The 20959-nt window shown below is 62.5% G+C and carries 16 protein-coding genes; 10 read left to right on the top strand and 6 right to left on the bottom strand.

All coding sequences use genetic code 11. The features are described from left to right. Window positions 1–14: 14 nt before the first annotated feature. The 6 genes from IOD17_RS04270 to IOD17_RS04245 are packed head-to-tail and all read left to right on the top strand — an operon-like array spanning window position 15 to window position 6997. Window positions 15–737 carry an RDD family protein gene (locus IOD17_RS04270; RefSeq protein ID WP_233683845.1) on the top strand — a complete coding sequence of 241 codons (723 nt, stop codon included), beginning with the start codon at window positions 15–17 and terminating at the stop codon, window positions 735–737. Further along, the gene (locus IOD17_RS04265) at window positions 734–1714 is read left to right on the top strand and encodes a stage II sporulation protein M (protein ID WP_233683844.1); all 981 of its coding nucleotides are present in this window, start codon (window positions 734–736) and stop codon (window positions 1712–1714) included. The genes IOD17_RS04270 and IOD17_RS04265 overlap by 4 nt, the downstream gene beginning before the upstream one ends. Then, window positions 1701–3278 carry a DUF4129 domain-containing protein gene (locus tag IOD17_RS04260; protein ID WP_233683843.1) on the top strand — a complete coding sequence of 526 codons (1578 nt, stop codon included), beginning with the start codon at window positions 1701–1703 and terminating at the stop codon, window positions 3276–3278. The genes IOD17_RS04265 and IOD17_RS04260 overlap by 14 nt, the downstream gene beginning before the upstream one ends. After that, window positions 3275–4522, top strand: coding sequence for a DUF4350 domain-containing protein (locus IOD17_RS04255; RefSeq protein ID WP_233683842.1), 1248 nt, complete (start codon window positions 3275–3277; stop codon window positions 4520–4522). Before IOD17_RS04260 ends, IOD17_RS04255 begins: the two co-directional genes overlap by 4 nt. Then, window positions 4519–5625 (top strand): AAA family ATPase, encoded by a 1107-nt coding sequence (locus IOD17_RS04250; RefSeq protein WP_233683841.1) that lies wholly within the window; start codon window positions 4519–4521, stop codon window positions 5623–5625. Before IOD17_RS04255 ends, IOD17_RS04250 begins: the two co-directional genes overlap by 4 nt. A 40-nt stretch (window positions 5626–5665) precedes the next feature. Then, window positions 5666–6997 (top strand): DUF58 domain-containing protein, encoded by a 1332-nt coding sequence (locus IOD17_RS04245; RefSeq protein WP_233683840.1) that lies wholly within the window; start codon window positions 5666–5668, stop codon window positions 6995–6997. Between the two features lie 118 nt (window positions 6998–7115). Here IOD17_RS04245 and IOD17_RS04240 read toward each other — a convergent pair whose 3' ends face one another. From IOD17_RS04240 to IOD17_RS04230, 3 genes are all read right to left on the bottom strand, one after another. Next, window positions 7116–7853, bottom strand: coding sequence for a nitroreductase family protein (locus IOD17_RS04240; protein ID WP_233683839.1), 738 nt, complete (start codon window positions 7851–7853; stop codon window positions 7116–7118). Window positions 7854–7949: 96 nt separating this feature from the next. Next, a complete protein-coding gene (locus IOD17_RS04235) occupies window positions 7950–8432 on the bottom strand; it encodes a glutathione peroxidase (protein WP_233683838.1) in 483 nt (160 codons plus the stop codon). 226 nt (window positions 8433–8658) lie between these two features. Continuing rightward, window positions 8659–9144, bottom strand: a complete 486-nt coding sequence (locus tag IOD17_RS04230; RefSeq protein WP_233683837.1) for an FKBP-type peptidyl-prolyl cis-trans isomerase — start codon at window positions 9142–9144, stop codon at window positions 8659–8661. A 99-nt stretch (window positions 9145–9243) separates the two neighbouring features. Here IOD17_RS04230 and IOD17_RS04225 point away from each other — a divergent pair, with 99 nt between their 5' ends. From IOD17_RS04225 to IOD17_RS04210, 4 genes are all read left to right on the top strand, one after another. Continuing rightward, the gene (locus tag IOD17_RS04225; RefSeq protein WP_325175656.1) at window positions 9244–9483 is read left to right on the top strand and encodes a DUF3565 domain-containing protein; all 240 of its coding nucleotides are present in this window, start codon (window positions 9244–9246) and stop codon (window positions 9481–9483) included. Beyond that, complete coding sequence (locus IOD17_RS04220; protein WP_233683835.1) at window positions 9484–10671, top strand: acetate kinase; 1188 nt, start codon at window positions 9484–9486, stop codon at window positions 10669–10671. Window positions 10672–10734: 63 nt separating this feature from the next. After that, on the top strand, window positions 10735–12828 hold the full coding sequence (pta, locus tag IOD17_RS04215) for a phosphate acetyltransferase (protein ID WP_233683834.1): 2094 nt from the start codon (window positions 10735–10737) through the stop codon (window positions 12826–12828). A gap of 226 nt (window positions 12829–13054) precedes the next feature. After that, window positions 13055–13966 carry an acyltransferase gene (locus IOD17_RS04210; RefSeq protein WP_233683833.1) on the top strand — a complete coding sequence of 304 codons (912 nt, stop codon included), beginning with the start codon at window positions 13055–13057 and terminating at the stop codon, window positions 13964–13966. A 100-nt stretch (window positions 13967–14066) separates the two neighbouring features. On the opposite strand, the gene IOD17_RS04205 is transcribed toward IOD17_RS04210, so the two are convergent. From IOD17_RS04205 to IOD17_RS04195, 3 genes are all read right to left on the bottom strand, one after another. Then, window positions 14067–16217, bottom strand: coding sequence for a putative bifunctional diguanylate cyclase/phosphodiesterase (locus tag IOD17_RS04205; protein ID WP_233683832.1), 2151 nt, complete (start codon window positions 16215–16217; stop codon window positions 14067–14069). Between the two features lie 65 nt (window positions 16218–16282). Continuing rightward, the gene (locus IOD17_RS04200; protein WP_233683831.1) at window positions 16283–20044 is read right to left on the bottom strand and encodes a CHASE domain-containing protein; all 3762 of its coding nucleotides are present in this window, start codon (window positions 20042–20044) and stop codon (window positions 16283–16285) included. 173 nt (window positions 20045–20217) lie between these two features. Continuing rightward, window positions 20218–20874, bottom strand: a complete 657-nt coding sequence (locus IOD17_RS04195; RefSeq protein WP_233683830.1) for an OmpA family protein — start codon at window positions 20872–20874, stop codon at window positions 20218–20220. Window positions 20875–20959: the final 85 nt, after the last annotated feature.

Raw genomic sequence — 20959 nt, 5'->3', positions numbered from 1 at the left:
GACGCAGTCTGCCGATGCCGCTCACGCCAACCCCCGATTCAGCCGCTGCCCGCCCGCTGCTGGATACCCGTTATCAGGTGGAAACACCGGAAGGCATCGACCTGATCCTGCGTCCGGCAGGCGTAGTGCCACGCGCCCTGGCTTTCGCCATCGACCTGCTGATTCGCGGTGCGCTGCTAGGTGCGCTGTTCACAGTACTGGCGCTACTCGGCCAATTCGGCATGGGTCTGGGTACCATCCTGCTGTTCCTGGTGACCTGGTGGTACATGGTGTTGTTTGAGGTGCTCAACCAGGGCCGTTCGCCCGGCAAGCAGATGATGGGACTGCGGGTAGTGCATGACGATGGCACACCAGTGGGTTGGGCTGCTTCATTGACCCGCAACCTGCTGCGCTTCGTCGACATCCTGCCTTTTGGTTACACCCTGGGAATTCTCAGCTGTCTGAATCACCCAGCATTCAAACGCCTGGGCGATATCGCCGCCGGCACCTTGGTGGTCTACCGCGACAGCACGCCAGCCGCTCCCGAACTGCCGCCGGCAGACGCCCTGCGGGCACCGTTCAGCCTGAGTCTTAATGAACAACGCGCCCTGCTTGGTTTTGCCGAGCGCGCACAAAGCCTGTCCACTGCACGTCGCCAGGAACTGGCGAGCATCCTTGCAGAACCTCTGCAGGTGCCTGCCGCACAGGCCGAACAACAGATCAACGGCATCGCCCGTGGCTTGTTGGGGCCGACATGAAACAGAGCCTGTTTGAGCACCAGCACCAAGCCGAATGGCAAGCCTTTGCCAGCCAGCTCGAAAGCCTTGAGCGCGGCAAGGCCGACAGCCAGCAGTGCAAAGGTTTTGCTGCCTCTTACCGGCGCTTGTGCCAACACCTGGCACTGGCGCAGAGCCGCGGTTACAGCAGCCATCTGATCGAGCAGTTGCAACAACTGGCCATGCGTGGCCATCAGCAGTTCTATCGCCACCGCAGCCCGCTGGGGGCACAGCTGCTCGGGTTTATCCTGGCCGGTTTCCCACGCCTGGTTCGCGCCGAATGGCGCTTTGTCTTCACCGCCAGCCTGTTGTTTTTCGGCAGCCTGCTGCTGATGGGCACGCTGGTGTATCACTTCCCCGACCTGGTCTACGGCGTAATGGCGCCCGATCAGGTGGCCGAGATGGAAAAGATGTATGACCCCGACGCCAGGCGCATCGGCCGCTTCAGCGAGCGCGACTCCGGTGATGACTGGATGATGTTCGGCTACTACATCATGAACAACATCGGCATTGCTTTTCAGACCTTTGCCAGCGGCTTGCTGTTTGGCCTGGGCAGCCTGTTCTACCTGCTGTTCAACGGCCTGATGATTGGCGCGGTGGCCGGCCACCTAACGCAGATCGGTTATGGCGAAACCTTCTGGTCGTTCGTCGTCGGTCATGGCGCATTTGAACTCACCGCCATTGCCCTGGCCGGTGCCGCCGGTCTCAAGCTCGGCTGGGCACTGCTGGTACCGGGACGCCTACCACGCGGTGAAGCCCTGCGGGTAGCGGCGGGCAGCAGCGTACGGCTGATCGGCGGGGTGATTGTGTTTCTCCTGCTGGCCGCTTTTATCGAGGCTTACTGGTCTTCCATGAGCCTGGCCAGCCCGACCATCAAGTATGCGGTCGGCGCGGCACTCTGGCTGCTGGTACTGGCCTATCTGCTGTTGGCCGGGCGAGGTGCACATGCGCCTGACTGATGCCAGCGTGGCCATACGCCCGCGTAGTGCCTGGGAAGCGATGGATCTCGGCGTCTTGCTCGCCAAGCAGCATGCCGGCCTGTTGATGCTCAGCTGGGCGCTGGTAACGGTGCCGGTCTTTGCCCTGCTATGCCTGCTGCTGTGGGATTACCCAAGCATCGCCGTGCTGATTTTCTGGTGGCTGAAACCGGCCTTTGAGCGCCTGCCGCTGTATATCCTCTCGCATGCCCTGTTCGGCGCCACACCGAGCCTCAAGCAGGCGCTAAAAGCCCTGCCCGGCCTGCTCAAACCGCAACTGCTGGCCAGCCTGACCTGGCGCCGATTGAGCCCCACACGCAGCTTCGACCTACCGGTGATGCAGCTGGAAGGACTGTCCGGCAAGGCGCGCAGCCAACGCCTGATCGTCCTCGGCCAACGCGATGCCGGCGGAGCCAGCTGGCTCACCATCGTCGGCGTACACCTGGAAATGGCGCTGTGGTTCGGCATCATCAGCTTCTTCTACATGCTCCTGCCGGCACAGATGGAACTGGACTGGAGCTGGGACAGCTTGGTGAATGCAGCGTCGGGCGAATGGCTGTGGCTGGAGCACCTGTCCAACCTGACCTACGTTCTGCTGCTGATTCTCTGGGAACCGATCTACGTCGCCTGCGGCTTTACCCTTTACCTGAATCGCCGCACCGCTCTGGAAGCCTGGGACATCGAACTGGTCTTCCGTCAGCTACGCCAGCGCCTGACGGGCGTAGCCTATGCCCTGCTACTGGGCTGCGGCGTTCTGCTAATGCAGATGCCAAGCAGCGCCATGGCAGCCACATCCGTAAACAGCTGCCCGCTGCCGGTTGAAGACCCCATAGGACCGCAAGCAGAACGCCTGCTCAAACAACCGCTGAACAGTGCCGAAGCGCAAAAGAGCATTGGCCAACTGCTCGATCAACCGCCCTTCGAGCACCGCGAAACCGTCACTCGCTGGCGCTTCGGCGAAGAACCCAAGGAGCCGAGCGAGGAAGACGCCAAGGCCCTGCTCGAACTGCTGGAAAAGTTCTTCAAACTCACCGAGTTCTGGAAGAGCGTCGATGCTGTGGCACTGTTCTTCGAGGTGCTGCTGTGGGCACTACTGTTCAGCCTGATCGCCTGGTTACTGTGGCGTTACCGCGACTGGCTGAATGCCTTTGCTGGACGCTTACGTTTGCCGCAGGGGCGCACCTATCAGCCACCTGAACAACTGTTCGGCCTGGAAGTGGCGCCACAAAGCCTGCCAGCGGATATTCCCGGCGAGGTTGAGCGGCTTTGGGATGAGCAGCCACGCGCAGCCCTCGGCTTGCTTTACCGCGCCCTGCTCAGTCGCATGCTGCACGAACAGCGCCTGCCGCTGAAAAGCTCGCACACCGAAGCCGAAGTGCTGCAACTGGTGCAGGCGTTGCAGCAGAAAGACCTCAGTCACTTCAGCCAGGCCCTGACCCGCCACTGGCAGAACCTCGCCTACGGCCATCGACTGCCACCAGCGGCACTTAAACAGGGCCTGTGCAATGCCTGGCGACGCCTGTTCGAACAGGGAGCGCAGGCATGAACCGGCGTTTCCAGTTCCTTCTCGGTGCCGGCCTGCTGTTGCTACTCGGCCTGCTCGGCATCTACCTGCTGGGTAAACTCACGCCCTATGAGGAAACACTCGAGCATGGCCCCGCACCCGAGGCCCGGGCCAACCCTTATCTGGCTGCCGAACATTTCCTGCGCAAACAGGGCCTGCAGGTGCAACGCGCCGATGGCCTGGAGGTCATGAAGGACCTACCGAGCGCCGGACAAACCCTGCTGCTACTCGGTGACCGCAACCGCATGACGCCCAAACAGGCCGAACGCCTGCTGGCCTGGACCGCCAAAGGCGGCCACCTGCTGTTTGTTGCCGAGCGCCTGTGGGATGAAGAAGAAGGCAAAAGCGGCGATCTGCTGCTCGACAGCCTGGGCATCCAGCAATACGAGAGCGAAGAACTCGACGAAGACGCCAGCGAAGCAGCGGAAGAAGACGCCTCTGCAGAAGACACGACCGACGCGGAGCCACAAACCGAACCAGAGGCTACGGCAGAGGCAACCACAGGCTCAGACAACGCCTACCCGGAGCTGACCCAGCTGTACCTGGAAAATGAAGAGGCGCCGGCCTACTTCAACTTCGACACCGACTTCCACCTCTACGACTCCGAAAACCGCGCCCACGCCTGGGCCAACAGCGACGCCGCCACCCATCTGTTACAGCTCTACCATGGCGACGGCCTGATCAGCGTGGTCAGCGACAGCTGGATCTGGCAGAACCAGGGTATCGGCGAATACGACAATGCCTGGCTGCTCTGGTACATGACCCAGGACAGCCAAGTCACCCTGCTCTACCGCGCTGACCGCAATGATCTGTTCAGCCTGCTGCTCGAACACTTCCCTCAGGCGCTGGTCGCCCTGGCACTGTTGCTGGCATTCGGCCTGTGGCACCTGGGCATGCGCCAGGGCCCGCTGCTGCTGCCCGCCAGCCGCAATCGCCGGCAGTTGCAGGAACACCTGCGCGGCAGTGCCGATTTTCTGTTGCGCCACAACGGCCAGCACAGCCTGTTGCAAGGCCTGCAGCAGGATATTCAGCGCCGCGCCCGCCATCGTCACCCCGGTTTCGAACGCCTCGCCGTGGCCGAGCAGTGGCAGGTGCTGAGCCGCCTGACCCGCCAGCCTTCCAGCGTTATCAGCCAAGCCATGCGGCCGCTGCCCAAGCAGCGTCTGGCCGCCGCCGACTTCACCCGCCAGGTCGCCAACCTGCAAACCCTCAGGAATGCCCTATGACGAGCGAACACACCCCCGAACAGTCGGAAAGCGAGATCGAATCAGCCCCTGTCGGCGCTGAAACCGTCGAAGCGGCGGCTAGCGAAACGCCTCTACCGGCCCCAGCACCAGCTGCCCCGGCAGCCGCAGCGGCGAATCCGAACGCGCAGCGCCAGCGCGCCAGCCAGTTGGCTCAGGCCCTGCGTGGTGAACTGCAGAAAGCCCTGATCGGCCAGACGGCGGTGATCGACGACGTACTCAGCGCCCTGATCGCCGGCGGCCATGTGCTGGTCGAAGGCGTTCCCGGCCTCGGCAAGACCCTGCTGGTGCGTGCCCTGGCGCGCTGCTTCGGCGGCGAATTCGCACGCATCCAGTTCACCCCGGATCTGATGCCCAGCGACGTCACCGGCCACGCCGTGTACGACCTGCAGAGCGAGCAGTTCAAACTACGCAAGGGCCCGGTATTCACCAACCTGCTGCTGGCGGATGAAATCAACCGCGCCCCGGCCAAGACCCAGGCTGCGCTGCTGGAAGTCATGCAGGAACGCCAGGTCACCCTGGAAGGCCGCGCCCTGAATGTGCCGCTGCCGTTTATGGTGCTGGCCACGCAGAACCCGATTGAGCAGGAGGGTACCTACCCGCTGCCGGAAGCCGAGCTCGACCGCTTTATGCTCAAGCTGCGCATGGATTACCCCGAGCAGAGCGAAGAGCTGAACATGGTTCGCCAGGTGGCGCGCTCAAGCAAAGCCGACATGCTCGAAGTCACCCCGCTGCGCACCCTGTTGCAGGCCCGCGATGTACTCGCGTTGCAGAAGATTGCCAGCGACCTGCCGATTGATGAGCAGGTACTCGACTACGCCGTGCGTATTGCTCGTGCCACCCGTACCTGGCCTGGCCTGGCCATCGGCGCCGGGCCACGCGCTTCGATTGCCCTGGTACGCTGCGGCCGCGCCCGCGCACTGCTGCGCGGCGGCGATTTTGTGCTGCCAGATGACATCAAGGGCTGCGCCCTGGCTGTACTGCGCCACCGCGTACGCCTGTCGCCGGAGCTGGATATCGAAGGCCTGTCGGTGGATCAGGTGCTGCAACAGCTGCTCGACCAGGTTCCGGCACCGCGCCTATGACCCGTACCTGGCAAAAGCCCGCACTTAAAGGCGCTCCCGCATGAAGCCCTCGCGCGCGCTGTTGGCGCTGCTCGCCGGTCTGTTCGTGCTCGGTATCGCCCTGGGTATCTGCAGCGCCCTGGGCGTTGCCGTGCCGCGCAGCTTCACGCCGATTTACTGGGGCCTGCTGCTGGTACTGCTCGGCCTGACGCTGATCGACGCCCTGCTGCTGCGCCAAGTACCTTCGCCGCGCATCGAACGCCAGCTACCCGGCAACCTGCCGCTGGGGCGCTGGAGCGATGTGCGGCTGAGCCTGCACCACAATTACACCCGTGCGCTGCAGGTGGAGGTGTTCGACCATCTGCCCGGCGATATGGCCTTCGAGCACCTGCCGCTCAAGGTTGATCTGCACCCCGGCGAACAGACCCAGGTCAGTTACCGCGTGCGCCCACTGCTGCGCGGGCATTTCCATTTCCCGCAGTGCGAAGTCAGCCTGCCCAGCCCCATGGGCCTGTGGCGCGCCCGGCGTTATCTGCCCGTGGCTGGTGAAACCCGCGTCTACCCGGATTTCGCCCGGCTTTACGGCGCGCAACTGATGGCGGTGGATGACTGGCTTAGCCAGCTAGGCGTACGCCAGCAGCAACGCCGCGGCCTGGGTCAGGAATTTCACCAACTGCGCGAATTTCGCGACGGCGATACCCTGCGGCAGATCGACTGGAAGGCCACCGCGCGCAAACGCACGCCGATTGCCCGCGAGTATCAGGACGAGCGCGACCAGCAGATCGTCTTCCTGCTCGACTGCGGCCGCCGCATGCGCAGCCAGGACGGTGAGCTGTCGCACTTCGATCACGCCCTTAACGCCTCGCTGCTGCTCAGCTACGTGGCATTGCGCCAGGGCGATGCGGTGGGCCTGTCGACCTTTGCCGGCGAGCAGAACCGCTTCCTCGCCCCGGTCAAAGGCCAGGCGCAGCTGAATGTGTTGCTCAATGCGCTGTACGACCTGCGCAGCACCCAGCAGCCGGCGGACTTCACCGCCGCGGTGGAAAACCTGCTCAGCCGTCAGCGCCGTCGCGCCCTGGTGGTGCTGGTGACCAACCTGCGGGATGAGGATGATCAGGCCCTGCTCGGCGCGGTCAAACGTCTGAGCCGCCAGCACCGCGTACTGGTCGCCAGCCTGCGTGAAGAAGTGCTGGATACCCTGCGCCACGCCCCGGTACAGGACCTCTCCAGCGCCCTGGATTACTGCGGCACCCTGGACTACCTGAACGCCCGCGCTGGCTTGCATGAACGCCTGATTGCCCACAAGGTGCCGGTGCTTGATGCACGCCCGAGCGAGCTGGGCCCGCAGCTGGTGAGCAATTATCTGGCCTGGAAAAAGGCCGGCGTTCTCTAGCGCTGGCTATGCCGACGTAGGTTGGCGTTGAGCGCAGCGAAGCCCAACAGACATTGGCATGTAACGTTGGGCTTCGTCGCGCTGCTCCTCTGGCTACGCGCCCCGACCCAACCTACAGCTATAACCACGTCACATGCTGCTCCAGCGGAAAGCGCAGGCGCGGGTTATACACGCCCTTCTCATCCTGCTTGCCCACCGCCAGCAGCATGATCGGTAACGCCTGACGCGGAATATCCAGAGTCTTGCGCAAGCGCACCTCATCGAAGCCTTCCATCGGGCAGGTGGCATAGCCATGGCTCTGGAAGGCCAGCATCAGATTTTGCGCCGCCAGCGCCGTGGACTTCACCGCCCAGATACGCATCTGCGCCTTACTGTTAGGCGCGCGCATCAACGGTTTGCGCCAGGCAGCCACGCGCAATAACTGACGCTTGAACAGCCCTAGCAGGCCGAATGGTCCCTGGTTGTACTGAAAGGGTGCGGTCTTGTTGTAGAAGCTGCGAATCCGCGCTGGAACCTCAGGTTCCGGCCAGTAATCGATGATGTTCTGGCAGGCCTGCTTCCAGGTGTCCGGACGCGCCAGTACAGCAATAATCAGCGGCGCTTTGGCGGCATTCTGGCTCATGCACACCGGGTGCAGCCGCGCCAGCAACGCCGGATCGCGAATCACCTGGAAACTCCAGGGCTGCAGGTTGCAGGAATTGGGCGCGAGCACCGCCAGCTCCAGGCAATCACGCACCACCTCATCAGGTACTGGATCGGCGGTAAAACGGCGTACCGCACGGCGGCTCTCGATCAGCTTACGCAGTGCAGCGGGGGTGGCAGGGGAAATGGCGGGATCAGCAGGAAACAGGCTCATCGGGGGCATCCTCGGCAGGTTGCCCGATTAAGCCGCGATGCCCAGCCACGAACAAGCCGTGTACCGGCTTAGTCCGCAGCCTTGGCGCAAATGGCCTTAACCGAGCGCCTTTTCGATCGCCTGGATCAGGCTCGGGTCATCCGGCGTGGTGCGCGGGGAGAAACGCGCCAGCACGCGGCCGTCGTGGCCAACCAGAAATTTCTCGAAATTCCAGGTGATATCCCCCGGAAACTCGGCGCCCTCACCCGCCAGCAAACGGTACAACGGATGACGCTCCGGCCCATTCACCTCAAGCTTGCTGCCCAATGGGAAGGTCACACCGTAGTTGAGGCTGCAAAACGCACGGATCGCCTCCTCACTGTCCGGCTCCTGCTCGGCAAACTGGTTGCACGGCAACCCCAGCACGCTGAAACCCTGATCCTTGTATTGCTGATAGAGCCGCTCAAGCCCGGCGTACTGCGGCGTCAGACCACACTTGGAGGCCACATTGACCACCAGCAACACCTGCCCCTTGAAGGGTGCCAGCGGCAAATCCTGGCCATCCAGTGCACGCAGGTTGAGGTCGTGAAAGGCACTCATGGCGAACTCCTTGAGAACACACAGGTTACGTGTAGCGGGCAAAAAAGTGGCCAGGAGCCATTTTTAACGTCGCACCGCGACGGCCCGCTGGCTGAGCCGCCAAGGATGGTGGCTCATAAAAAAGGCGCCTATCTGAAGGCGCCTTTCTTCTGTTGCAGCTTAGCAGTGGAACCAGCGGTTGATACGACCATAAGTCGACTCGCGGCTACCACATAAGGCTAAACCATCAATGATGGTGACCGCCTTCGCCATGGATATGGCCATGCGCGACTTCTTCTTCGCTGGCATCACGCACGTTGACAACCTTGACCTTGAAGTTCAGACGCTGACCGGCCAGCGGGTGGTTGCCGTCAACGATTACGTCGTCGCCGTCCAGTTCGCGGATGGTCACGATCTGCATACCACCGTCCGGGCCGGAAGCGTGGAACTGCATGCCAACTTCCAGCTCATCCACACCTTCGAACATCGAACGGTTGAGGGTGGCTACCAGCTCAGCGCTGTATTCGCCGTAGGCATCTTCCGGTTCAACGGAAACGTCCAGCTCGTCGCCAACCTGCTTGCCCAGCAGGGCCTTTTCCAGGCCGCCAATGATGTTACCGGCGCCGTGCAGATAAACCAGCGGCGCGCCGCCTGCGGAACTGTCGATCACCTCACCGGCATCGTTAGTCAGGGTATAGTCGATGGAGACAGCCTTATTGGCGGCGATCAGCATGGGGCGAGACCTTTGCTTGGAAATAAAGAGCGGGCAAGTTTACCCAAGGGCACGCGCGAAAGCGAACCGGGTGCAGACGGACGGGCAGACTCCGTCTACGTGCGCCTGCTTGATTTTCGTCAGGATGAGCATGGCGATTGGGTGGCAGTATTGTCCTGCGGCCATACCCAGCACCTGCGCCACCAGCCGCCCTGGCAAAATCGTGCCTGGGTGCTGGACGCCCAGCTGCGCCAGGCGCAGCTGGGCAAAGCCTTCCTCTGCGGCTGGTGCACCGCCGAACATGACGCACGCGCGGCGCAGATAGAGCACGCGCACCACGATTTGAACAAGGAGCGGTAAATGCCGGCACGCAATATTCTGGTGATCAACTGCGGCAGCTCATCGATCAAGTTTGCCCTGATCAACGAAACGCAAGATGCCTTTATCCTCAGCGGCCTGGCCGAACGCCTGGGCAGCCCGGATGCGCAAGTGCACTGGCAACACGGCGACAACAAAGACAGCCTGATCCTGCCCCATGCCGATCACCGCGCCGCCCTCGCCCAGGTGTTACCTCTGGTGCAAACCGCCGCAGGTGGTCAACTGCATGGCATTGGCCACCGCGTGGTGCATGGCGGCGAACATTTCACTGCAGCCTGTCGCCTGGATACAGCTAGCTTGGCGGCGATTCGCGCCACTGCACCACTGGCGCCACTGCACAACCCGGCCAACCTGTTAGGCATCGAAGCCGCAATCAAGCTGTTTCCTGAGTTGACCCAGGTGGCGGTATTCGACACCGCGTTTCACCAGACGCTGCCCGAGCACGCCTACCGCTACGCCCTGCCCGATGCCCTGTACCGCGAACACGGTGTGCGCCGTTATGGCTTCCACGGCACCAGTCACCGTTATGTCAGCCAGCGTGCCGCCGAACTGGCCGGCCTGCCGGTGAATGCCAGTAGCTGGCTGGTGGCCCACCTGGGCAATGGCTGTTCGACCTGCGCCATTGTCGATGGACAAAGCCGCGACACCAGCATGGGCCTGACCCCGCTGGAAGGCCTGGTGATGGGCACACGCAGCGGCGATGTCGACCCCAACCTGCACAGCCACCTGGCACGCACCCTGGGCTGGAACCTGGAGCAGATCGAAGCCATGCTCAATAAAGACAGCGGCCTACTGGGCCTGTCTGGCCTATCCAACGACATGCGCACCCTGGAGCAAGCCCGTGAGCAGGGCCATGCCGGCGCCACCCTGGCCATCGAAGTGTTCTGTTACCGCCTGGCCAAATCCCTGGCAGCCATGAGCTGCGGTCTGCAGCAGCTTGACGGTCTGGTCTTTACCGGCGGCATCGGCGAGAACTCGGCGCTGATTCGCAGCAAGACCGTGGCTCACCTGAAACTGCTCAACCTGACCCTCGACGAGCCGGCCAACGCCCGCACCGTGCGCGGCGCATCTGGCCCTATCCAGGCAGCGGGCCATCCACGGGTCATGGTGGTACCAACCAACGAGGAGCGCCAGATCGCCCTCGACACCCTGGCCCTACTCGACGTCTGAATAACCAACGACCTGCACCACGATTTTCACGGGCATGCCCGCCCCAGTTATAAAGGAAGCCCCATGCACACCTTCTTTATTGCCCCTACCGGCTTCGGTGTCGGCCTGACTTCGATCAGCCTGGGTCTGGTCGGCGCCCTGGAGCGCTCTGGGCTCAAGGTCGGTTTTTTCAAACCCATCGCCCAGCCGCACCAAGGCGACATGGGCCCGGAACGCTCCAGCGAGCTGATTGCCCGCACCCATGGCCTGCACTCGCCCAAACCGCTGCCTCTGGCCCATGTCGAGCGCATGCTTGGCGACGGCCAGCTGGATGAGCTGCTGGAAGAAATCATCAGCCTCTATCAGCAGGCCGGTGAAGGCAAAGACGTGGTGATCGTCGAGGGCATGGTTCCGACCCGTCAGGCCAGCTATGCCGCGCGGGTCAACTTTCACCTGGCCAAGAGCCTGGATGCCGAAGTGATTCTGGTCTCCGCGCCAGAGCAGGAAAGCCTCAGCGAACTGAGTGACCGGGTGGAAATCCAGGCGCAGCTGTTCGGCGGGCCGAAAGACGAAAAAGTACTCGGCGTTATCCTCAATAAAGTGCGCAGTGAAGACGGCACCGAGGCGTTCGCCAGCCGCCTGAAGGAACTCTCCCCGCTGCTCAAGACCGATGATTTCCGCCTGCTGGGCTGCATCCCCTGGCAAGACGAGCTGAACGCGCCACGCACCCGCGACATCGCCGACCTGCTCGGCGCGCGGGTGCTGAACGCCGGTGATTACGAGCAGCGGCGCATGCTGAAGATCGTGCTCTGTGCCCGCGCGGTGGCCAACACCGTGCAGCTGCTCAAGCCCGGCACCCTGGTGGTGACGCCGGGGGACCGCGACGACATCATCCTCGCTGCCAGCCTGGCCGCGATGAACGGCATGCCGTTGGCCGGCTTGTTGCTGTGCAGCGACTTCGCCCCCGACCCACGGATCATGGAGCTTTGCCGGGGGGCGTTGCAGGGCGGCCTGCCGGTGATGACCGTCAGCACCGGCTCCTACGACACCGCGACCAACCTCAACCGCCTGAACAAGGAAATCCCGGTTGATGACAAAGAGCGCGCGGAGAAGGTTGCCGACTTCGTCGCCAGTCATATCGATCACGAGTGGCTGTTCGCCCGCTGCGGCCGTCCCCGCGAGCTGCGCCTGTCACCGCCAGCGTTTCGCTACCAACTGGTGCAACGCGCCAAGGCCGCCAATAAGCGTATCGTCCTGCCCGAAGGCAGCGAACCGCGCACCGTGCAGGCGGCGGCCATCTGCCAGGCTCGCGGGATTGCCCGCTGTGTGCTGCTGGCCAAGCCGGAAGATGTCCACGCGGTGGCCCGCGTCCATGGCATCGAGCTGCCAGAAGGGCTGGAAATCCTCGACCCGGATCTGATCCGCGAGCGCTATGTCGAGCCCATGGTCGAGTTACGCAAGGGCAAAGGGTTGAACGCACCAATGGCTGCAGCGCAGCTGGAAGACACCGTGGTGCTGGGCACCATGATGCTCGCCCTGGATGAAGTCGATGGCCTGGTCTCCGGGGCGATCAACACCACGGCCAACACCATCCGCCCGGCCCTGCAGCTGATCAAGACTGCACCGGGTTACAAGCTGGTGTCGTCGGTATTTTTCATGCTGCTGCCCGACCAGGTGCTGGTGTATGGCGACTGCGCGGTAAACCCTGATCCAAGCGCGGTGGAGCTGGCGGAAATCGCCCTGCAGAGCGCGGCCTCGGCCAGCGCCTTTGGCATCACCCCACGGGTGGCCATGCTCAGTTACTCCACCGGTGACTCCGGCAGCGGCGAAGAAGTCGAGAAAGTCCGTGAGGCCACCCGTCTGGCACGCACCCTCGACCCACAACTGCTGCTCGACGGCCCACTGCAATACGACGCCGCAGCGATTGAAAGTGTCGGCCGGCAGAAGGCTCCCAACAGTCCGGTGGCCGGGCGCGCCACGGTGTTTATCTTCCCTGACCTGAACACCGGCAACACCACTTACAAGGCGGTGCAACGCAGTGCCGACTGCGTCAGCGTCGGGCCGATGCTGCAAGGCCTGCGCAAGCCAGTGAATGACCTGTCACGCGGCGCGCTGGTCGATGACATCGTCTACACCATCGCCCTGACCGCCATTCAGGCCGCCAATCTGCCGCAATAACCGGCAGCAGAAGCCGCACAGGCCATGGATCAGCGGTAAAAATCCGCGAAACGCAGCGATCACCAGCGTTTCGAGGGGGTTGCAGTTCGGTGTACAGACGTTAACCTGTGCGCCGACCGATCTGCGGTACAAAACCGCAGGCGTAGATAAGTCGGGATCAGGCCGCTTGAACGCCACGGCAGTGGCCACAGGCAGCCTGCCCCATTTGCTGGAGGCACCTGCCCCAATGCTGCATTTTCTGCCTGCTCCGCTGCGCGGCCTACTTGCCGGCTTGCTCCTCGCCCTGAACACCCTGATCTGCTGCTGGCCGCTGTTCGCTGTGGCGTTGCTCAAGCTGCTGCTGCCAATTGCCCCGATCCAACGGGCGCTGCGCTTTGTCATGCATGGCCTTGCCGAGTTCTGGATCAGCACCAACAAGTTCTGGATGAAGCTGGTCGGCCAAACCCACTGGGATGTCGCAGGACTAAGCGGTTTCGATAAACAGCACTCCTATCTGGTGACCAGCAACCACCAGAGCTGGGTGGACATTCTGGTGCTGCAGTACCTACTCAACCGGCGCATGCCGTTGTTGAAGTTCTTCCTCAAGCAGGAACTGATCTGGGTGCCGGTGATCGGCCTGTGCTGGTGGGCGCTGGAATTCCCGTTTATGAAGCGTTTCAGCAAGGAATACCTGGCCAAACACCCGGAAAAACGCGGTCAGGACCTGGCCACCACGCGCAAAGCCTGCGAACGCTACAAGACCAACCCGGTCTCGGTATTCAACTTCCTCGAAGGCACGCGCCTGTCGCCGGCCAAGCACGCGCAACAGCAGTCACCGTTCAAGCACCTGCTCAAACCCAAGGCTGGCGGGATCGCCTTTGTACTCGACGCCATGGGCGAGCAATTGCACAGCCTGATCAACGTCACCATCCACTACCCACAGGGCAATCCCGGCTTCTGGGACCTGCTGTGTGGCCGGGTCAATCAGGTGGTGGTGCGTTTCGAGGAGTTGCAGATTCCCACCGAATTCATCGGCGGCAACTACGACCAGGACGAAGCCTATCGCCTGCAGTTCCAGCAGTGGGTCAACCAGTTGTGGCTGGACAAGGATGCGCAGCTCGAAGAGCTGAAGCAGCGTTATCCCGGCAAGCCAGCCTAATACCCTTTGGTTAAGCAAAAAGCCGCTGCCCTGTTACAGGCCAGCGGCTTTTTTCTTAGGTGCTGAACCGTAGGCTGGTCTGCGCAGCACCCAAGCCCGTCTATCCGGCCGGCTTTTCATTACGCAGCGGCAGATTATGCCAGTCCAGTTGCGCAGGAAACGCCCTGGCCTGTTCCACGCTCAACCCTGGCGCGACCAGAAAACCCTGCATGATTGCGCAGTCATGTGCCGCCAACCAATCGCGCTGGGCCATGGTTTCCACACCCTCGGCGATCACTTCCAACCCCAGGTTGCGTCCCAGGTCGATGATGGTGCTAACCACCGCAGCATCGCGCGGCGAGTAGAGCATATTGGAGATAAACAGGCGGTCGATCTTCAGCGTGTCCAGTTCAAAATGGCGCAGATAGGCCAGGGACGAGTAGCCGGTGCCGAAGTCATCGATGGCGATTTTCACCCCCAGCTGGCGCAACTGGCGCAGCTGTTCGCGGCTGGTGTCCAGGTCCTGCATCAGCGCACTTTCGGTGACCTCCACTTCCAGCTGCTGGGGTGCCAGCTGCTGTTCATCCAGCACCCGGCGCAGGTCCTCGACCAACTGCGGCATACCGAACTGCACCGGGCTGACATTCAGGCTGATCACCAAATCACTGCCGTACTGCTGGCTCATCTGCCGGCACTGCTCGACTCCGGCCTGAAAGATCCAGCTGCCCAGGCGGTTGATCAGCCGGGTTTCCTCCAGCAGCGGAATAAACACCCCCGGCGCCACGGTCCCGGCCACCCGGTGCTGCCAGCGCAGCAAGGCTTCAAAGCCGCGCAAGCGTCCGCTGTCGAGGTAGATCTGAGGCTGGTAGACCAGCACAAAGTCATCATTGTCGATGGCGTTGCGCAGGCTTTCCTCAAGCATCAGCCGCGAACGCGCACGACCATTCATTTCCGGCGAGAAGAAGCGGTACTGCTGACGCCCTGCTCGCTTGGCCTCGTACATGGCCATATCCGCCGCGCGCAGCAGGCCCTCGACGTTCTGTCCGCACTCGGGGAAGCAGGCAATCCCGACGCTCGCCCCCAGGGTCACGTCCATGCCGTCGATGGTATGCCGCACCGAAACCTGCTCGATCAGCTTCTCGGCAATCCGCGCGGCATCCTCCGGGTGTTCCAGGCTGTCGAGCAATGCAGTGAATTCATCGCCGCCGATGCGCGCCAGGCTGTCATAAGGACGCAGACTGGTCTTCAGTTGCTCACCCACACGTTTGAGCAACTGGTCGCCAGCATCGTGGCCGAGAGAATCATTGATCCTCTTGAAACCATCCAGATCGAGGTAGAGCACGGCCATGCGCTGGCCACTGCGATCAATCCGCGCCAGCGCCGAGTCCAGCGCTTGGTAAAACCCTCGGCGATTGAGCAACCCCGTCAGCGCATCAGTGATGGCTTGCGACTCCAGCTGCTGATGCAGGTTGCGCACCACCGACATATCCAGCGCCATGACCACCATGGCATGCTGCAGACGCTGCAAGGGCGAGCAGGACAGCGCCACCGGCACCTGGCCACCGCTCAGGGTGCGCAGGTTGGCATCGTGCAGACGGTAGGCCTCGCCACGCCGCCACTGCTGGTAAAACTCGGACAGACGCCACTCGCAGGTCACCTGCGGGGTGACTAGGTAGGACAGCATTTCACTGCCTTCCAGATCACTCACGGAGCCGTCGAGCATGCGAGCCATGGCCGGGTTGGCGAAACTGATGCGACCGTCCTCCCCTACCACCATGATGCCTTCGGCAGCGTTATCCAGCACCGAGGCATTGAAGGCACGTGCGCTGTCCAGTTGCTGGCTGAGTTGCAGCAGCTCGCTGCGGTTGCGCTCATGTTCAAGCAGGGCGTGAATCTTGTGGCGCAGCACACTGGGGTCGAATGGTTTGAGCATGAAGTCCACCGCCCCGGTGGCGTAGCCCTTGAGCACCGAATCCTGGGTCTGCGCGATGGCGGAAACGAAGATGATCGGGGTGTAGCGGGTGCGCGGGTTGCCGCGCATCAGGCGGGCCACTTCAAAACCGTCCATGTGCGGCATCTGCACATCCAACAGCACCAGCCCAACATCCTCCTCCAGCAGACACTGCAATGCCGCCTCGCCGGAATCTACGCAGCGTAGCCGCCAATCGCCCTCGTCGAGCAAGGCCTCCATGGCCGCAAGGTTCTCAGGGCGATCATCAACCACCAGAAGCGTCTGGGTCGTGGCGGCGACCTTCATCTGCACATGTGCCATGTTTCCTCCCTTGTCCCTGGCCGTCTTACCCCTGCTGAAGTTCAGGTTAGCAGCACTCGGCAAAACTACCGGGGCGTCGCACGCGGCGGTGTTGGCACAGTGGCTGCCCCAGAGGCATGGGGCAACCAGCGCATCAGCATATCCAGCAAGGCGTCGCGGGTGACCGGTTTAGCCAGGTAGTCATCGGCGCCGGCAGTCATGCATTTCTCACGATCGCCCTTCATGGCATGGGCCGTCAGGGCGATGATCGGGATGCTGCAAGCATGTTCGGTCTTGAGTATCCGGGTGGCGGTGTAGCCATCCATGGTGGGCATGGACATGTCCATCAGGATCAGGTCGAACGGCTCACGCGTATAGCAGGCAATGGCCTCGAGCCCGTCCTTGGCGGAGCTGATGATCAGCCCGACCTCATCGAGCAGCGCGCTCATGGCGTAGACGTTGCGCACGTCATCATCGACCAGCAGCACGCGGCGACCTTCCAGCGGATTGTCCAGCCGACCGGCTGCCTGGCGGCCGGGGTCGCGTACGCCACCGAGAAAACCCTGTACGGCCTCGCTGAGCCCCTGCATATCTTCACCATGCTTATGCACCACCACCGCGCTGTAGCGGCGCAGGCGTTGCAGCGCCTGGCGGGTGACATCGACACCGGTGTTGATCACCACCCGCGTGCCGTTCAAGGGGCGCTGGCGATCCAGGCTTTCGAGCAGTTCAAAGCCATCCTGATCCGGCAGATCAAGATCAATCACCAGGGCGTTGAATGCTTCATCAGCGTAGGCGCTGAGCGCCTCATCCGCGCGGGAGCAGGCCCGCACGGTAAAGCCCAGTTGCTGCAGGTGTTCGCGGTAATGCTCACGCTCGACCTCGACGTCCTCCACCAGCAACAGCCGCTGGGCCGGTTGCGCGTCCTGCTGCTGGAGGTCGACAAACACCTGTTCCAGATCGGCGCGCTGGATGGGCTTGACCAGGTAGCGCGTGCCATCGTCATTCCAATCCACCGGCTGCGGTACGCAGGAAATGATATGCACCGGCGTCAGGCGATGGCTGGCGTTGCCGCGCAGGCGGCGGAACAGCTGCCAGCCGCTGATATCCGGCAGCAGGATATCCAGGATCACCGCACTGAAGCGCTCGTTCTGCAACAGGTTGAGCGCCTGCACACCGCTGCGGCAGTGCACGCTGGCAAAGCCATGGGCATGCGCCTCTTCAGCCAGCACGGCGGCAAAGTTCGCATCGTCTTCAACGATCAGCACGGCCGGGCCTTCGCCACTGCGCTGTGGCCCTTCCTCTGTCGGTTCGTCCTGAGCCTGGGGCACCACTCGCACCGGCAGGCGCACGCTGAAACAGGAACCTTCGCCCGGGGCGCTCTGCAAGCTGATCTCGCCATCCATTGCCAGAACCAGCTGACGGGTAATAGCCAAGCCCAGTCCGGTGCCGCCAAAGCGCCGGCTGGTGGAGCCATCGATCTGCTGGAAGGCTTGGAAGATCTGCTCATGCTGATCAGCCGCGATGCCGATGCCACTGTCACGCACACTGAAGTCGAGCAGTTCATGGCCCTCCTGCGACTCACCGCTGGCACAGGCCACCGTCAGGCTGACCTCGCCATGCTCGGTAAACTTCAGGGCATTCGACAGCAGGTTGCGCAGGATCTGATGCAGACGGATGCGGTCACTGTGGATCACGCGCGGCACGCCCGCTTCCAGTTGCGTGTGCAGACGCAAGCCCTTGATCTCGGCCATCGGCCGCAGGCTGGCATCCAGCTCCACGAGAATGTCCTGCATGCTCAGCGGTTCAAGCTTGAGCTGCATGCGCCCGGACTCGACCTTGGCCAGGTCCAGTACATCGTTGATCAGTTGAAGCAGGTCACTGCCGGCCCGATGCACGATGTCGGCATGCTTGGTCTGTTTCTCGGTCAGGTTGCCAGCGCTGTTCTGCCGCAGCTGATCGCTGAGAATCAGGATGCTGTTGAGCGGCGTGCGCAGCTCATGGGACATGTTGGCGAGAAATTCCGACTTGTAGCGGTTGGCCAGAATCAGTTGCTCGGCCTGGTCACGCAGGCGCTGCTCGGCCGCCTTGCGCTCACTGATATCGATGATCACCGCCTGTACCAGCGCATCGTCGCCACCCTTGATCGGTGACAAGCCCACCTCCAACGGAATCAGCCGCCCGTCGCGGTGCTGGCCGAACAGCTCGCGGTTACTGCCCATCCGACGCGGCTCAGGGTTGCTCTGGTAAGCCGAGCGCATCGGTACATGGCTGCCGCGCAAGGCGGTCGGCAAAAGCACCTCCACCGGCTGCGCCAGCAGCTGATCGCGGGGGTAACCGAACATCTGCTCGGTCTGACGGTTGACCATGGCAATGCAGCCCTTGCGGTCCACCAGCACGATGGCATTGGGCGACGCCTCAACCACCAGCCGGAAGCGTTCCTCGGCGCCCTTGCGCGCGCGTAGGTCGACCAGGTTGAGCAGGTAATTGACCCCGGAAGAGTCGGCCAGCACGCTCAGGCTCAGCGCGACCGGCACTTCCTCACCGAGGTCGCGGCGAGCCTGGTACTCGCTGGCCAGCTCGGCACTTTCCTCACCAATCACCAGCTCACTGAGCTGTTCGACCGCCGGCAGAAAGCGTTTGACCCGCTCGCCCACCAAGCCCTCGACGGTGCAATCAAGCAGCTCGGCGGCGCTGCGATTGGCCATCTCGATCCGCCCCTGGGCATTGCACAACAACGTGGCCACAGGCAGACGCTCAATCAGCAGGCGGAAACGCTCTTCACGCTCACGCAGCTTGTCGGTGGCCAGCTGGTTGGTGTGCAGCTCGCGCTCACGCAGGTACAGGTAACCGCCAACCAGTAATGCCAGCAGAGCCGCAGCCACCAAGCCAAGCCACAGGCTGAAACTGCTGCCACGGTTAAACTGTGCGGCCTCATAGACCGCCGTGCTGCTGACTTCCAACAGCCAGTTGCGGCCGTAAAGCGGCAGTTCCAGCACATGGCGAAATGCCGGGTTCATCGCCGCGCCATGCGACTCGCCATGGAGCAGAGGGGTATCCGGGGTCTGTTGATCCTTGAGGGTGATATCGAAGCGGCTGGTCTGTGCACCGAGAATGCCTTCCATCAGGTCATAGCTGCGAAAAGCGGCATGCACCACCCCAAACAAGGCCGCTCGCCGCTCCTCAACCGTGCTCAGCGGTCGACCTGGCTGATACACCGGCAGATACAGCAAGACCCCGGCCTGCACGTTCTCCTCGGTTTCCTGACGCAGGGTGACGGGGGCACTGAGGGTCGCTACCCCGCTGTCGATGGCCTGCTGCACGGCGGCACGACGCACCGGCTCGCTGAGCATGTCGTAGCCCAGCACGCGGCGGTTACGCCAATCCAACGGGCTGATGTAATCGATCAGCAGATAGTGCTCGCGCGCTCCCGGCGGGAACAGACGAAAATCCGTGCGACCGCGAGCCTGCTCCTCGGCCACAAACGCCTGAAGCTGATCCGCCTGCATATAACGCGACCAGGCCAGGGCCTGAATACCGGGGTAACGATCCTGCAATTGCAGCTGATCGAGCGCCCGCTCCCACTCCTCGCGGGACACATGCTCGCTGCCTGTCATCAGCCCCGAGGTGCCACGCAGGACCATCTCATAGGCCTGCATGCGGCTGACCACCCGCTGACTGATGTCCTGCGCTTCCTGCTCGAAACGTTGCTGGCGCTGCTCATGCTCACGTCGTTCCAGCGCCTGCCACTGCCAGAGCGAGAGACCGCCCAGGCCGATCAGCAGAATCAGGGTGACCCACAACGGTAACCAGGGTTTACGGGCGAGAAAGGCGAGCCGTTCGTCCATGCGATCTCCAGTCATCATCCATGTCCGGCGCAGACGAGCGTGCCGGAACAGCAGGGTTGAGGTGAACCACTGCCAGCAGTCTAGTCACGATTTTCACAGGTGGCCGGAGGTAAATCGTCGGCATAAAAAAGCCGCGCATTCGGGCAAATGCGCGGCTTGTGTTGTGCTGCGGTTTACAGCGGACGCAGGTTGATCTCGACGCGACGGTTCTGCGCACGGCCAGCTTCATTGGCATTGCTGGCAATCGGCTGGCTCGGGCCTGCACCGTAGGACGACAAGCGCGAGGCGGCTACACCATTGGCGCTCAGGTAGGACGCCACGCTCTGCGCCCGGCGGTTGGAGAGGTTCTGGTTCAACTCGAACGAGCCGGTGCTGTCCGTATGGCCAACGATGTCCACGCCGTTCTTGTTGAACTCCTTGAATACGGTGACCAGCGAGTTGAGCGTCGGGTAGAAGCTGCTGGAAATATCCGCCGAGTTGCTGGCGAAGGTGATATTGCCCGGCATGATCAGTTTCAAGTCATCACCGTTGCGCTGCACCTGCACGCCCGTGCCCTGTAGGGTCTGGCGCAACTTGGCTTCCTGGGTGTCGACGTAATAACCGTAACCACCACCGGCCGCACCACCGACTGCAGCGCCAATCAGGGCACCCTTGGCACGGTCCTTCTTGCTCGACGTGGCTGCACCGACCACCGCGCCAGTCACCGCTCCGACACCCCCGTAGATGCCCGCCTTACCCGTCTCACGCTCACCGGTATAAGGGTTGGTGGTACAACCAGCCAGGACGCTGACACCGAGGATTACAACTGCAAGATTTCGCCACAGGTTCATGCGCACTTCCTTTTTCAATTCGAATACAGAGGTTTTCACCTGTGGTTTCGAACGAAAACCCACCATGAAGTTCCTTTTCTGGCTG

The organism is Pseudomonas anguilliseptica (genome assembly GCF_021375795.1).
In the GTDB taxonomy this organism is placed as follows: Bacteria; Pseudomonadota; Gammaproteobacteria; order Pseudomonadales; family Pseudomonadaceae; genus Aquipseudomonas; species Aquipseudomonas anguilliseptica_A.
This window is presented reverse-complemented; position numbering and strand designations above follow the sequence as displayed.